The 13,614-nt window shown below is 63.4% G+C and carries 12 protein-coding genes; 3 read left to right on the top strand and 9 right to left on the bottom strand.

The features are described 5' to 3' along the window. The first annotated feature begins 62 nt into the window (after positions 1 to 62). Genes gcvT through gcvP form a run of 3 tightly spaced genes read left to right on the top strand, consistent with a single transcriptional unit; the run spans position 63 to position 4,365 of the window. Complete coding sequence (gcvT, locus tag NKI61_RS05050) at positions 63 to 1,163, top strand: glycine cleavage system aminomethyltransferase GcvT (RefSeq protein ID WP_023691145.1); 1,101 nt, start codon at positions 63 to 65, stop codon at positions 1,161 to 1,163. A gap of 5 nt (positions 1,164 to 1,168) precedes the next feature. Beyond that, positions 1,169 to 1,537, top strand: a complete 369-nt coding sequence (gcvH, locus tag NKI61_RS05045) for a glycine cleavage system protein GcvH (RefSeq protein WP_023681591.1) — start codon at positions 1,169 to 1,171, stop codon at positions 1,535 to 1,537. A 17-nt stretch (positions 1,538 to 1,554) separates the two neighbouring features. Next, positions 1,555 to 4,365: an aminomethyl-transferring glycine dehydrogenase gene (gene gcvP / locus NKI61_RS05040; protein WP_352838946.1), complete on the top strand. Its 2,811-nt coding sequence runs from the start codon at positions 1,555 to 1,557 to the stop codon at positions 4,363 to 4,365. A gap of 12 nt (positions 4,366 to 4,377) precedes the next feature. On the opposite strand, the gene NKI61_RS05035 is transcribed toward gcvP, so the two are convergent. From NKI61_RS05035 to NKI61_RS04995, 9 genes are all read right to left on the bottom strand, one after another. Continuing rightward, complete coding sequence (locus NKI61_RS05035) at positions 4,378 to 5,547, bottom strand: GGDEF domain-containing protein (RefSeq protein ID WP_352838945.1); 1,170 nt, start codon at positions 5,545 to 5,547, stop codon at positions 4,378 to 4,380. Positions 5,548 to 5,688: 141 nt separating this feature from the next. Beyond that, the gene (locus NKI61_RS05030) at positions 5,689 to 6,159 is read right to left on the bottom strand and encodes a hypothetical protein (protein ID WP_023667596.1); all 471 of its coding nucleotides are present in this window, start codon (positions 6,157 to 6,159) and stop codon (positions 5,689 to 5,691) included. A 133-nt stretch (positions 6,160 to 6,292) separates the two neighbouring features. Beyond that, positions 6,293 to 7,129, bottom strand: coding sequence for a PA3715 family protein (locus NKI61_RS05025; RefSeq protein ID WP_352838944.1), 837 nt, complete (start codon positions 7,127 to 7,129; stop codon positions 6,293 to 6,295). A 147-nt stretch (positions 7,130 to 7,276) separates the two neighbouring features. After that, positions 7,277 to 8,242, bottom strand: coding sequence for a type II secretion system F family protein (locus NKI61_RS05020; RefSeq protein ID WP_352838943.1), 966 nt, complete (start codon positions 8,240 to 8,242; stop codon positions 7,277 to 7,279). A 1-nt stretch (position 8,243) separates the two neighbouring features. Next, positions 8,244 to 9,209, bottom strand: a complete 966-nt coding sequence (locus NKI61_RS05015) for a type II secretion system F family protein (RefSeq protein WP_023704530.1) — start codon at positions 9,207 to 9,209, stop codon at positions 8,244 to 8,246. A gap of 4 nt (positions 9,210 to 9,213) precedes the next feature. Beyond that, positions 9,214 to 10,635: a TadA family conjugal transfer-associated ATPase gene (locus NKI61_RS05010; protein WP_023667600.1), complete on the bottom strand. Its 1,422-nt coding sequence runs from the start codon at positions 10,633 to 10,635 to the stop codon at positions 9,214 to 9,216. After that, positions 10,632 to 11,846 carry a CpaE/TadZ family protein gene (locus NKI61_RS05005; protein ID WP_352511669.1) on the bottom strand — a complete coding sequence of 405 codons (1,215 nt, stop codon included), beginning with the start codon at positions 11,844 to 11,846 and terminating at the stop codon, positions 10,632 to 10,634. The genes NKI61_RS05010 and NKI61_RS05005 overlap by 4 nt, the downstream gene beginning before the upstream one ends. A 44-nt stretch (positions 11,847 to 11,890) precedes the next feature. Next, a complete protein-coding gene (locus tag NKI61_RS05000) occupies positions 11,891 to 12,157 on the bottom strand; it encodes a hypothetical protein (protein WP_023667602.1) in 267 nt (88 codons plus the stop codon). A 4-nt stretch (positions 12,158 to 12,161) separates the two neighbouring features. Next, the gene (locus NKI61_RS04995; protein WP_502899847.1) at positions 12,162 to 13,607 is read right to left on the bottom strand and encodes a type II and III secretion system protein family protein; all 1,446 of its coding nucleotides are present in this window, start codon (positions 13,605 to 13,607) and stop codon (positions 12,162 to 12,164) included. Positions 13,608 to 13,614: the final 7 nt, after the last annotated feature.

The following is a 13,614-nucleotide window of genomic DNA, read 5'->3' as shown; positions in this document are numbered from 1 at the left end:
CAGACAGAGGGGCACGGACTGGTCGCCAGCAGCGGCCGATTGCGTGCGACTCTGGAGATGACATGACGGGCGACGACACCAAACACCTTCCTCTCGAAGATCTGCACACCGCCGCCGGCGCACGCTTTGGCGCCTTTGCGGGCTGGTCGATGCCGCTGACCTATCCGGCCGGCGTGATGAAGGAGCACCTTCACACCCGCGAACATGCCGGCCTGTTCGACATTTCGCATATGAAGCTGTTCGCTGTCAGCGGACCGGGCGCTGCGGCACTGCTCAACCGCGCCAGTCCGCTCGATGCCGGCGCGCTTGAGATTTCACAGTCCAAATATAGTTTCTTCCTCAACGAGGCCGCCGGGATCATCGACGATCTGATCGTCACCCGGCTCGGCGCCGAGCGCTTCATGGTGGTCGCCAACGCCGGGAATGCGGTCGAGGACGAGAAGCATTTGCGTGCGCTGGCCGCGGACTTCGACGTCAAAGTCGATGCGCTCGACCGCGTCTTCCTGGCGATCCAGGGGCCGGAAGCCTGGGCTGCCTTGTCCCGCGCCGGCATCGAGACCGGCTCGCTCTTGTTCATGCATGGCATCGAGCCGAAGCAAAACTGGTTCATGAGCCGCTCCGGCTACACCGGCGAGGACGGCTTCGAGATCGGCCTGCCGGAGGCGGATGCGCGCGCTCTGGTCACGAAACTGCTCGAGGACGAGCGTGTGTTGTGGATCGGCCTTGCTGCCCGCGACTCGCTGCGGTTGGAGGCCGGCCTGTGCCTGCACGGCCAGGACATCACGCCGGAGATCGATCCGGCGAGTGCCGGCCTGATGTGGGCGATCCCCAAAGATCTCCGCGCCGGCGGGTCCTTCATCGGCGCCGATGCGCTGCGGTCCATCCTGGAGCGCGGGCCGTCGCAAAAGCGCGTCGGCCTGAAGCCGGACGGCCGCCAGCCGGTGCGCGCCGGCGCTGCTTTGTTCGATGCCGACGGCGATCCGGCCGGCTACGTGACATCAGGCGGCTTCGGCCCGTCGGCCGGCCATCCCGTCGCCATGGGCTATGTGTCAACGGCCTTGGCCAAGCCGGGCACGAAACTGTTCGCCGACGTTCGCGGGACGAAAATCCCGGTCGATATCAGTTCCTTGCCCTTCACTCCTCATCGCTACCGCAAAGGATAATTCCGATGGCAAAAACCTATTTCACACAAGATCACGAATGGCTGAGCGTCGAGGGAGGCATCGCCACCGTCGGGATAACCGACTATGCGCAGGAACAGCTTGGCGATCTCGTCTTCGTCGAACTGCCTCAAATCGGCACCAAACTCAGTAAGGGCGACACCGCCGTGGTCGTTGAATCCGTCAAGGCGGCATCCGATGTTTATGCGCCGGTTGATGGCGAGATCACCGACGCCAACGGCGCGCTGTCCTCGGACCCGTCGCTGGTCAACTCCGCTGCGACCGGCGACGGCTGGCTGTGGAAGATGAAGCTCGCCGACGAAGGCCAACTCGCAGGCCTCATGAATGAGGCCGCCTACAAAGCCCATATCGGTTGACATCAGGACCTATTGCCATGAGCGCAGCACTTACCCCCTTCTCGGCCCGCCACATCGGTCCTGATGTAAACGACGTCAGAGCCATGCTTGCCGTGATCGGCGTTCCCTCCGTCGAGACGCTGATCAGCCAGGCCGTGCCGCAGTCGATCCGCCTCGATCTGCCGCTAGCCCTTCCCGCGCCGGCGAGCGAAGCCGAAGCGCTGGCCGAATTGGCTGCGACCATGGCAAAAAACAGGGTGCTGAAGAGCTTCATCGGCGCCGGCTATCACGGCGTCCATGTGCCGCCGGTCATCCAGCGCAACCTGTTCGAGAACCCGGCCTGGTACACCGCCTATACGCCCTACCAGGCCGAGATCAGCCAGGGCCGCCTGGAAATGCTGTTCAACTTCCAGACCTTGGTCACCGAATTGACCGGCCTGCCGGTGGCTTCGGCCTCCCTGCTCGACGAAGCGACGGCGGTGGCCGAAGCGGTCGGCATCGCGCTGCGCCATCACCGCGACAAGCGCACCAAGGTGGCGCTGGCCGGCACGCCGCATCCGCAGACGCTGGACGTCGTGCGCACCCGCGCCGAGCCGCTCGGCATCGAGATCGATGGCGAGACCATCGACGACAACACCGCCGCCCTGCTGGTCTCCTGGCCGGACACGTTTGGCGTCTATGGCGACCACAAGGCGGCGATCGAGAAGGCTCGCGCCACCGGCGCCGTGGTCGTCTTCATCGCCGATCCGCTTGCGCTCACGCTGACCGAAGCGCCGGCCAGGCTTGGCGCCGACATCGCCGTCGGCCCGATGCAGCGCTTTGGCGTGCCGATGGGCTTTGGCGGCCCGCACGCCGCCTATTGCGCCGTCTCCGACAAGCTGACCCGGCTGATGCCCGGCCGCCTCGTCGGCCAGTCGATCGACAGCAAGGGCCGTCCCGGCTATCGCCTCGCCCTGCAGACGCGCGAACAGCATATCCGCCGCGACAAGGCGACCTCCAACATCTGCACCGCGCAGGCGCTGCTTGCCAACATGGCGACCGCATACGCGATCTGGCACGGGCCTACTGGTTTGCAGGCGATCGCAGCCCGAATTCATGAGCTCGCCAACGGCCTCGCAGCAGGCCTGAAAACCGCTGGTGTTTCCGTGCTCGGCTCAAGCCGTTTCGACACGGTGACGGCCGAAGTGAAGGGCAAGGCAGCTTCGATCGCCGCTGCCGCTGAAAAAGGTGGCCGGCTGCTGCGCGTCATCGATGCCGACCGCATCAGCATCGCCTTCGACGAAACCTCGACCGAGGCGGATCTCGAGGCTATCGCCGCCCTGTTCGGCGCCAAGTCCGGCGCTACTGAGGCCGGCGCGATGCCCGGCAAGCCGCGCGGCAAGGAGTTTCTGACCCAGCCGGTTTTCCGCGAAAACCACTCCGAGACCGACATGATGCGCCTGCTGCGCAGGCTAGCCGACAAGGATTTGGCGCTCGACCGCACCATGATCCCGTTGGGCTCCTGCACCATGAAGCTCAACGCGGCGGCCGAAATGACGCCGGTCAGCTGGCCTGAAGTCGCCAACCTGCATCCCTTTGCGCCGGCCAGCCATTCGGCCGGCTATCGCGCCATGGTCGGCGAGCTGGAAGGCTGGCTGGCGCAGATCACCGGCTTCGACGCCGTCAGCCTGCAGCCCAATGCCGGCAGCCAAGGCGAATATGCCGGCCTGCTCGCCATCCGCGCCTATCACCGTTCGCGTGGCGAAGGCCATCGCACCATCTGCCTGATCCCCCAGTCCGCGCATGGCACCAATCCCGCGAGTGCGGCGATGGCCGGCATGAGCGTCGTCGTCGTGCGTTGCCTGGAGGACGGCAATATCGACATGGACGATATGCGGGCCAAGGCCAACGAGCATTCGAAGAATCTCGCAGCCCTGATGTTCACCTATCCCTCGACGCACGGCGTCTATGAAGAGGGCGCGCGCCACCTGTGCGGTCTCATTCACGAGCATGGCGGCCAGGTCTATTTCGACGGCGCCAACCTTAACGCCCTGGTTGCTTTGGCGCGGCCCGCCGATATCGGCGCCGATGTCTGCCACATGAACCTGCACAAGACCTTCTGCATCCCGCATGGCGGGGGCGGTCCGGGCGTCGGTCCGATCGGCGTCAGGGCGCATCTGAAACCCTATCTGCCGGGTCATGTCACGGAGGGCTCGGCGCATGCCGTGTCCGCTGCCCCGTTCGGCAGCGCTTCCATCCTGCCGATCACCTGGATGTACATCCGCATGATGGGGGCCGCCGGCCTGAAGCAGGCGACGGAGACGGCGATCATCTCGGCCAACTATGTGGCGACGCGGCTCGCGCCGCACTTCCCGCTTCTCTACAAGGGCAGGCACGATCGCATCGCGCATGAATGCATCCTCGACACGCGCGTGCTCAAGGAGAGCGCCGGCATCAGCGTCGACGATATCGCCAAGCGGCTGATCGATTACGGTTTTCACGCACCGACCATGTCGTTCCCTGTCGCCGGCACGCTGATGGTCGAGCCGACCGAATCCGAGCCCAAGCGGGAGCTCGACCGGTTCTGCGAGGCGATGATCGCCATTGCCGGCGAGGCCGCGAAAGTGGCGAAGGGTGAATGGCCGCTCGAAGACAACCCGCTGGTCAATGCCCCGCACACGGCGGCCGAAACCCTTGCCGGCCAGTGGACCCACCCCTATTCGCGGCTGGAAGCGGCCTACCCCGCCGGCGATGTCGATACAGCGGCCAAATACTGGCCGCCGGTCTCGCGCATCGACAATGTCGCCGGCGACCGCAACCTCGTCTGCTCCTGCCCGCCGCTGTCGGAATATCTCGGCGCCGCTGAATAACACTCTGGCCTGTCAGGCTGAGCGCAGGGCCGGTCCGTCGGCCTTGCTTACCCGGTTCAGCACAAGCACGCGGTTCCGCCCCGCGTGCTTGGCCGCGTAAAGCGCTTTGTCGGCCTCGGCCAGGACGTCCTCGAGGCTGCTGCCGTCTTCCTTGCCAAAGCCGATGCCGCCGCTGACGCTGCTGCGCAACGGCCCGCGCGGCGTCGGCACCACTTCCGTGCCGAAAGCGACGCCGATCTTGCTGGCGAGGTCATGGGCCTTGTCTTGCGGCATCCGCGACATGACCAGCGCGAACTCCTCGCCGCCCAGCCGAAAGGCGTCGACGCCAACCCGATCATATTTCTTGATGATTGCCGCGAAGCGGCACAGGACCCGGTCGCCGACCGGATGGCCGTAGACATCGTTGGTCCGTTTGAAATGATCGAGGTCGAACATGGCGATCGACATGAACGGACCGAAGACGCGCTCGCCATAGAGCGAGTTCAAGGCACGCCGGTTCATCAGACCGGTCAACGGGTCGGTCAGGGTCTCGGCCTTCAGTTCGATCTGTGCCTGCAGATGATGCAGCGACAGCGTCAGCGCGCCGAGAGCCGTCATGCAGGCGACCGCCACGACCGAATTCAACCGCTCGGCCCAATTGTCGGGTGCGACGCCGAGCACCCACTGGCCCTTAACCAGAAGCACGGCGCCGCAGAGCCCGAAGGATACGCCGCAGACGCCGCTTAGCGCCGAAACGACCAGCAGAATGCCGCGATCCTGACCGCCCTTGATCCAGAACATCACCCCGATCGAGGCGAGCAGCACTGTTACCGTCGTATAGGTGAGGATGAAGCCGACACCATCGAAACCGAGATAGGTCACGCCGGCGCAGACAGCCATCGCAAGCAGGGCCGGCAGGACAGCGCGACTGTAGTTGCGCACACCGAGATGTTGCATGGCCGAAAGTGAAAGCGCCAGGAAACCGAGGCTGAGCAGCGCCAACGCTGCCTGACAAAGCAACTGAGTGGGCTCCCTCGTGTAGCGCCAGAAGACGATGACGTGGGCGACAAGGACGAGAATGCCGCACGCCACGGTCAGCACGAAGCGTGCACGCGGCGCCGTGAACCAGATCACAAACATGGTGACGCTCAGGCATGTGCCCGACAGCGCAGCCGCAAGCAATAGCGAACTGAAATCCAGCATGGATGAGCGGCAACCTTTGGGATCTTCGATTTGTGGCGCATCATAGGCATGCAACCGGCCGGAGATACCGTTTTCGGCCGGTTTTCAAAGCAACTACCGACAGGGTTTACAAAGCGTCGACTGCCGTCCCCGCGAAGAGTCTCAGCCCTTGTTGAGCAGCGCCAGATTGGCGTTGATCACGCTCGGGTCGGCCATTCCGGCCCTTGCTTCCATGAGCAGCGCCCTCGCCTTCTTCTTGTTGCCGCGCAGCAGCTGCGAATAGCCCATATTGTTGACAATCTGCGGCTTGCGCCCGGCAACCTTCAAAAGCTGGTCGTAGGCGCGGTCGGCGAAGTCGAAGCGGCCGAGTTCGTCATAGGAGGCGGCAAGCCCCATCCATCCCTCGGCACTGTCGGCCTTCAGTTCCACGGCCTTGCGGAAATGCTGTTCGGCAAGGCCGTAATTGGCCTCGCGGAACTGCGCCTTGCCTTGCGCAAGGTCGGAGGTGCTGACGTCTTTTGCCACCGGTTGGATCGATGTGGTCTTGGTTTTGTCGACGTTGTCGGTCGTGCAGCCGCCGACCATCAAGACCGCCGCTAGCGCGGCCATTGCCGTGAAACTTCTGTGACGCATGCCCCTGGCCCCAATCGCCCGATTTACCGGGTCGTTCTCTGAGGAAGCAGACTACAACAGGGCGATTAAACTTCAGTGCGGAAACGCGCCTAAAATTTGGTTTCGGGCACAGAAGCCATTAACCAACCGAAGCCTATTCCGGCTCCAGCGCCTTGAGCCCCGCCGGAAACTGATAGCGCCTGCCGTCGTAGCGCAGCCGGTAGGTTCGTTTCATGGACCTGCCGGGATGGGACTGGCACTCGCCATTCTTGTCGACAGACGGATTGTCGGTGTCCAACCGCTCGAACACTGTGATGTCGTGATAGCCGTGATGTCTCGCCGGGCTCGTCGCCAGGCTGACCCGGCTGGATTGAAAGGATCCTGCGCAATTGGTGTCGCCTTCGCCGCCAAAGCCGGCCACGACGATGCCGTCGAGCACCAGGCGCAGAGCACCGCCGTCAAGGGCATAGAGCCGCAGGTCGGTTTCACTGAAAGGATTCGGCTGCGAATGGTTTGCCATGTCGATGCGCAGGCCGAAGGCGCCGACATCGGGCGCCAATCTGTAGCGCCCGGTATCGAAGTCGATCTCGCGGATGCCGACGGCATCATCGGTCATCAGCCCGGGCTGGAGCAGGCGCTGGCGCACCTGCCGGGTCTTCCTGTCGACGACCAGAAGCTCGACATCGCCGACATGCCCGTCGTCGCTGGATTGGGAGCTGTCGATCAGCGGCACGGCGACCAACAACAGGTCGTCATGGGCGGGCCAGATCTTGCAGACCACGCCGAATGGCGCATCGCCATCCCAAAGCGTCTGGGCGATGCTGGTATGAGGCTCGAGCGTGAAGGAGGCGCCATCGGCACTCTTTTGGGCCTTTGGATATGCCTGCTGCACCAGAGCGACAGCGTCGCCGCAATCGTCGGCCGCGGCCGAGGCCGGCGACAGACTGGCGGCGGCGAGGCAGAGGAAGGCGGTGCACAAGACTATTCGCATGGACGGCTCACTCATTTTGCTTTTTGCGGATTTTGCCGAAGGAGAGCGGCCAAACCGGCCGGATATGACTATCCAGGCGAAGCGTAGTTGAAGTGAGTAACCGCAGAAAGCCGCCGGGCGGCCACTTGGTATCTACTGCCTTGGTATCTACTGAACCGCCGTCATTTTGACGATGATCGGGATGACGGCGATCATCAGCACCACCGGCAGGATGCACACCACCACTGGCACCGACATCTTGGCCGGCAAGGCATGTGCCTTCTCCTCGGCCAACGACATGCGCTTGTGGCGCATTTCGTCGGAGAACACGCGCAGCGCCCCGGCGAGGCTGGTGCCGAGTTCCTTCGACTGCTGCAAGAGCGTGGCGAAGGAGCGCACCTCGTCCAGGCTGAGGCGGTCGGCGAGCGCCTTCAATGCATCGTCGAGGCTGCGGCCGGCCCTGAGTTCCAGCGACACCAGCTGCAGGTTTTGGCTCAGCGACGGATAGGTCTTGGCCAGTTCCTTCGAGACGCGCTCGATGCCGGCCTCCATGCTCATGCCGGCATCGGAGCAGACGATCATCAAATCCATGAAGTCGGGAAAGCCGTTGCGGTATTCGCGCATCTTTTCCCGCACCTTCTGGCTGAGCACCAGGCCGGGCACGAAATAGCCGGCGGCTCCCGACAGGATGATGAAGGTCCAGCGGCTGGTCGCGGTGGAATCGGCGCTGCCCATCCAATGGTTGACCAGGAACGCGCCGATCGTTGCGCCCACCAGGCAGGCGAAGCGGATCAGGAAGAATGTGCCGATCGCGCGCGGCTCCATATAGCCCGCCTGGATCAGCTTCATACGCAACCGGGCGACATTTTCCGGATCGCTCTTGGCGTAGAATTCCTGCGCCCGCTTCACTGCCTTCTCGCGCACGACGCTCTGGTTCTTCTTCGGCGCCGCCTCGGCCTGTTGGGGAGTCTTGCTGTCGTCGATCTTGAGCCGGCGCTTGAGATCGTTGCGGTCGCCTTTGGCTACCACGAGCGGCCATGCCACCGCGCTGCCACCCAACACCAGCAGCAGCGCGGCTACCGGCATCAGCGACGTCGGCGCCAGCGATGCAAGAAACTGGATTATCTGCTCCATCTCAGAACCGGAAGTTCGACATCTTGAACATGATGATGTTGCCCAGCATCAGCCATGTCACGGAACCGCCCAGCAGATACCACGTCTTCGGTACATCCCAGACGCTCTGATAGAATTGCGGCATCATCACCATGATGGTGGCGAACAGCAGTGCCGGCACCGCCGTCAGGATATAGGCCGACATACGACCCTCAGTCGAAATGGCGCGCACCTTGCGGCGCAGCTTGCCGCGTTCGCGGATCGTCGTCGACAGCCCGTCGAGGATCTCGCGCAGATTGCCGCCCGAACTCGTCTGGATGGAAACCGCGGTGACGAACAGCGGCAGATCCTCCTGGCCGACGCGGTCGAACAGTGAATTCAGCGCAGAAACCAGGTCGGAACCATAAGTCACCTCGTCGGAGATAACGCCGAATTCGGTGCCGATCGGATCGGACATCTCGCGCGACACCATCGAGATCGCCACCGGAACCGGATGCCCGGCCTTCAAGCCGCGCGTGATCAATTCCAGCGCCTCCGGCAACTGCACGCCGAAACGCTTCACCCGCCGGGCACGCTTGGAACGCAGCACAATTACCGGCAGCAGCGCTGTCAGCACCACAAACAGCAAAATGGCGAGCAACAGCGGCAGCCCGTACCAGAGCGCGACGAGCATCATCGCCAGCGCCACGCCCGTCGTCATCGTCAGGAATTTCGGCAACGGCATCACCATGCCAGACTGCGTGCGCAGCGCGCGAAAACGGTCGGGCGAGAAGAATGACGTGCCGGAATCGAGGCCGCGTTCCTTGCGCAGCTGAATCAGCACCTGTTCCTGGCTGATCTTGTTTTCCTGCAGCCTCATGCGCCGGTTGATGGCCAGGCGCTTGTCGCTGCGGCCGGCATAGAGCAGATAGCAGCCTTCGGCGATCATGATGCCGGTCAGCGCTGCCGCGGCATAAACGACATAGATCGGGCTGAAATTCTCGAACACCCGGCTACTCCTGCGGCCGGCCGGGTTCGAAATATTTGCCGGGGAATTCAATGCCCATATTGCGCAGGTCCTCGAGGAAACGCGGGCGAATGCCGGTCGCCTCGTAGTGACCGAGGATCTTGCCGTCGGCCTCCATGCCAGTGCGCACGAAGCGGAATATCTCCTGCATCTGGATGACGTCCCCTTCCATGCCGGTCACCTCGGCGACGCTGGTCACCTTGCGCTTGCCGTCCGACAGTCGCGTCAGCTGGACGATAAGGTCGAGCGCGCTGGCGATCTGACTGCGGATCGACTGCACCGTCATCGGCATGCCGGTCATGCCCAGCATCTGCTCGAGGCGTGAAATGGCGTCGCGCGGCGTGTTGGCGTGGATGGTCGCCATCGAGCCTTCATGTCCGGTGTTCATCGCCTGCAGCATGTCGAAGGCCTCCTCGCCGCGGCACTCGCCGAGGATGACGCGGTCGGGGCGCATGCGCAGCGCGTTCTTGACCAGGTCGCGCTGCTTCAGCTCGCCATGACCTTCGATGTTGGCGGGGCGCGTTTCCATGCGCGCGACATGCGGCTGCTGCAGCTGCAGTTCGGCCGCGTCCTCGATGGTGATCAGCCGTTCGTCTTCCGGAATGAAGGCCGACAATGCGTTGAGCATCGTCGTCTTGCCGGTGCCGGTGCCGCCCGAGATGATGGTCGTCTTGCGGGCGTGGACTGCAGCCGCCAGCACCTCGGCCATGTTCTGGGTGATGGCGCCGAACTCGACCAGCTTGTGCAGGCCGAGCTTGTTCTTTGAAAACTTGCGGATCGACACCAGCGGCCCGTCGACGGCGACCGGGCGAATGGCGGCGTTGAAGCGCGAGCCGTCGAGCATGCGGGCATCGACCATCGGCTGCGATTCGTCGACCCGGCGGCCGACGGCGGCGACGATCTTGTTGACGATGCGCAACAGGTGCGCCTCGTCCTTGAACGGGATATGGACCTGCTGCAGCTTGCCCCGTTTTTCGACGAAGCAGTTCTGGTGGCCGTTGATCAGGATGTCGTTGATGTCGGGGTCCTTGAGCAGCGGTTCCAGCGGGCCGAGGCCGACCATCTCATCGACGATGTCATCGACCAGCGCTTCAAGTTCGACGGTGTTGATCGCCATACGCTCCTGGCGGGTCTTTTCCGACACGAACTCCTGCACCTGCCGGCGCATCTCATCCTTGGGCAGGCGCTCCAGCGCGACCAGGTTGATTTCCTCGAGCAGCAGCCGGTGGATGCGCACGCGGGCATCGAGCACCTTGTTGGCGCTTTTTCCCGGTGTTGTCTCCGGCTTCGGCGGCAAGGCCTTGCGGTTCGTCGGGATGACCACGGCGTGATGCGCGACCGGCGCCGCCTCGGCCGGCTTCAGAGCGCGGACGTCACGGTTCTGCAGGGTCGAGAAGCGGCTGGTCATCCGGCTTTCCTCTTCAGGAGGCCCCTGCCGATGCCGAACAGCGAGCGCGATTTCTCCGGCGTCACCACGGCTTCTTCCGGCAGGATGATCCTCTTCAGATCGTTGACGACATTGGCGTTCGGGTCGATCTCATGCAGCGGCACGCCGCGGTCGACCGCTTCACGCACAAGCCGGTAATTGTTGGAGATGCCGCCGACGAAATGCTCGCCCAGGATTTCCTGGACATCCGCCTGCTTGATGCCGTTGTCGAACATCTTCTGCTCGAAACGGTTGACGATCACGTTCGGCTTCACTTCCTTGCCTGCCGTCTCGTAGACCGCCTGGATCAGCCGCTGCGTATGGCGCAGGCACGGCACCGTCATTTCGGCGACGATGTAAAGCTTGTTGGAGCCAAGCAGCACCGTTTCCGTCCACGGAAACCAGGTGCGCGGCATGTCGATGACGACGTTGTCGAAATAGGCCGAGACGAGATCGAGCATGCGCACCACGACGTCGGTCTTAAACGAGCGCATTTCCGACGGATGCGTTGGCGCCGCCAGCACGCAGAGCCCGCTCGAATGCTTGGACAGCATCACATCCAGCAGCTGACGGTCGAGGCGCTCGGGCTGGTTCTCGATTTCGGTGATGTCGAAGCGCGGCTCAAGGTCGAGATATTCGGCGCAGGCGCCTTGCTGGAAGTTGAGGTCGACCACGCAGGTCGACGCGCCGCGCGTCACCGAATGATGCAGCTGGAAGGCGGTCTGCAGCGCCAGCGTCGTGGTGCCGACGCCGCCGGCGGCCGGCATGAAGGTATAGATCTGCGACTCTGTGTTTTCCTCGCGCCCCGGCCCTTGCAGCGCGCGCACGACCGACCGCACCAGATCGGCAGTGGTGATCGGCTTGACCAGGAAATCGGCGACCTGGAGCTGCACCAGGATACGCACTGCGGCTGCGTTGAATTCCTGGGTGACGACGACCACCGGAACGCGGCCTTCAAGCCGGCGCATGATGCGCTGCAGCGACTCGATCTCTTCCAGCTTTGCCGCATCCATGTCGACGATGAGCGCGCCGAAATCGGCTTCCTGGACCTCGCCGCGCAGTTCGGTAATGTTCTTCTCGACGGTCGAAAGCTGGATCACCTCCGAGGCCGCGAACGCGGTGCGCGTATCCTGCGCAAAGGTCCGGTCGCTGGACACCAGCAGGATCTTCTTGGTCTTGATGCCGCTTGCCATTTTGTCAGCCTGTCAGGTCATTCCCGGTCAAATCACCGGGCAAATCAATCGGTTGTCGCTGTCGGTTGCACGGCCTTGGCAGCAGCAGCCTGGTCGGCGGCGTTGACTGCCGCCTCACTGCGCTGCGCCGGCACCAGCAGCCTGGTGTTCTGGACGCCGTATTTCCAGGGATCGACCATCTGCATGGCCGTATTGGCGGCCTGTGCGTTGCCGGCGGCAATCGTCGGTCCCTCGGAGCGGACATAGTCGTCGCTGGTGCAGCCGCCGGCGAGGCCGGCGATCAGCAGGGCGATGCATGATTCCACGCGCATGGCTTCAATCCTTCGGCAGGTCGAGGAAATGCCCGACGGTGGTGACCGCGGCCGGCTGTGCCGTACTGCCGCTGGCCATTGTCACTGCACGATTGGCTTCGGACGATTTCACTTCCTCGGTGTTGTTGAGGAAATAGTCGACATTGCTGGCCGGCTGCGTGCCGTCGGTCGGCTCGAGCAGCTTCTTCGACGGATCGACCGGCTTGACCAGATAGGGGGTGACGATGATCACCAGATCGGTCTCGCGCCGCTGATAGGATTTGGAGGAGAACAGCGAGCCGAGCACCGGCAGCTTGCCGAGGCCGGGAAGACGCGATGTGGTAATGTCGTTCTGTGACTGCAGCAGGCCGGCGATCATGAAGCTCTGGCCATTCTTCAGGTCGACGGATGTTTTGGCGCGGCGCACGATAAAGCCCGGGACCGAGATATTGCCGATATTGTAGGAGGCCGAAGCGTCGATCGAGGACACTTCCGGCGCGATGTCGAGGCTCACCAGCCCGTCCTTGAGAACCGTCGGCGTGAAGTCGAGGCTGACGCCGTATTTCTTGTAGCTGACGGAAATCTTGCCATTGTCCTCGGAGACCGGGATCGGGAACTCGCCGCCGGCGAGGAAGCTTGCCGTCTGGCCCGAGCGGGCGATCAGGTTCGGCTCTGCCAGCCGCCGGGCAAGGCCACGTTCCTCCAGCGCCTTGATGGCGACGTCGATCGACAGGCCGTTGGACAGCAGCCGGCCGATGATCTCGCCATTGCCGGCTCCCGGCACCGAGCCCGGCTCGATGGTGACGTCGCGCCCGCCAATGCCGTAAGCAAAATTGGCGCTGTATTTGGCGCCGAGATCCTGTCCGGCCTGGCGATTGATCTCGACGAAGCGGACGTTGAGCTGAACCTGCTGCGAGGACGAGATGTTGACCGAATTGATCACTTCCTCATTGCCGGAGAAACGGCTGGCGATCTTGCTTGCCTTCTCGGCGGCGACCGCGTCATCGGCCTCGCCCGACAGCACGACGCGGCCATTGGCCGAGCCGACCTTGATCTTGGCGTCCGGCACGCTGGCGCGAATGGTGCTGGCCAGCTGGTCGGTGTCCAGCGTCACCTCGATGTCGACGGTGCCGACCAACTGCTTGTTCTCGTCGAACAGTGCGATGCCGGTGGTGCCGAGATTGTTGCCCAGCACATAGAAGGATTTGTCGGTCAGCGGATTGACGTTGGCGATCTCCGGATCGCCGATGACGATCTGGTAGAAGGCGGCATTGGTCATGACCGTCTTCGGCTTGCCCTTGGCTACCTTGATCGACGCATTCGTTGTCGACGAGACATGGACGATATCGTTGTCGGCCTTGGCTGGCGCACTGAGGCCGAGCATTGCGGCCGCGGCGAGGCAAGCCCCCACCGCAAGCGCCCGCATTGTGCGCAGCCCTTTCGTCGTCTGAAATGCATGAAGTCCCGACATCTGTCCC

Origin of the sequence: Mesorhizobium sp. M0514 (genome assembly GCF_040321145.1) — a bacterium.
GTDB lineage: Bacteria > Pseudomonadota > Alphaproteobacteria > Rhizobiales > Rhizobiaceae > Mesorhizobium.
The sequence above is the reverse complement of the archived record's forward strand: the minus strand, read 5'-3'. Positions and strand labels throughout refer to the sequence as shown.

What these genes read in the sequence shown, in the direction of transcription:
- NKI61_RS05000 (WP_023667602.1), bottom strand. Translation starts at nt 12,157, where the DNA reads ATGCGCGTGGAATCATGCATCGCCCTGCTGATCGCCGGCCTCGCCGGC.
- NKI61_RS05035 (WP_352838945.1), bottom strand. Translation starts at nt 5,547, where the DNA reads ATGCTGGATTTCAGTTCGCTATTGCTTGCGGCTGCGCTGTCGGGCACA.
- NKI61_RS05020 (WP_352838943.1), bottom strand. Translation starts at nt 8,242, where the DNA reads ATGGAGCAGATAATCCAGTTTCTTGCATCGCTGGCGCCGACGTCGCTG.
- NKI61_RS04995 (WP_502899847.1), bottom strand. Translation starts at nt 13,607, where the DNA reads ATGTCGGGACTTCATGCATTTCAGACGACGAAAGGGCTGCGCACAATG.
- gcvH (WP_023681591.1), top strand. Translation starts at nt 1,169, where the DNA reads ATGGCAAAAACCTATTTCACACAAGATCACGAATGGCTGAGCGTCGAG.
- NKI61_RS05005 (WP_352511669.1), bottom strand. Translation starts at nt 11,846, where the DNA reads ATGGCAAGCGGCATCAAGACCAAGAAGATCCTGCTGGTGTCCAGCGAC.
- gcvP (WP_352838946.1), top strand. Translation starts at nt 1,555, where the DNA reads ATGAGCGCAGCACTTACCCCCTTCTCGGCCCGCCACATCGGTCCTGAT.
- gcvT (WP_023691145.1), top strand. Translation starts at nt 63, where the DNA reads ATGACGGGCGACGACACCAAACACCTTCCTCTCGAAGATCTGCACACC.
- NKI61_RS05025 (WP_352838944.1), bottom strand. Translation starts at nt 7,129, where the DNA reads ATGCGAATAGTCTTGTGCACCGCCTTCCTCTGCCTCGCCGCCGCCAGT.
- NKI61_RS05030 (WP_023667596.1), bottom strand. Translation starts at nt 6,159, where the DNA reads ATGCGTCACAGAAGTTTCACGGCAATGGCCGCGCTAGCGGCGGTCTTG.
- NKI61_RS05010 (WP_023667600.1), bottom strand. Translation starts at nt 10,635, where the DNA reads ATGACCAGCCGCTTCTCGACCCTGCAGAACCGTGACGTCCGCGCTCTG.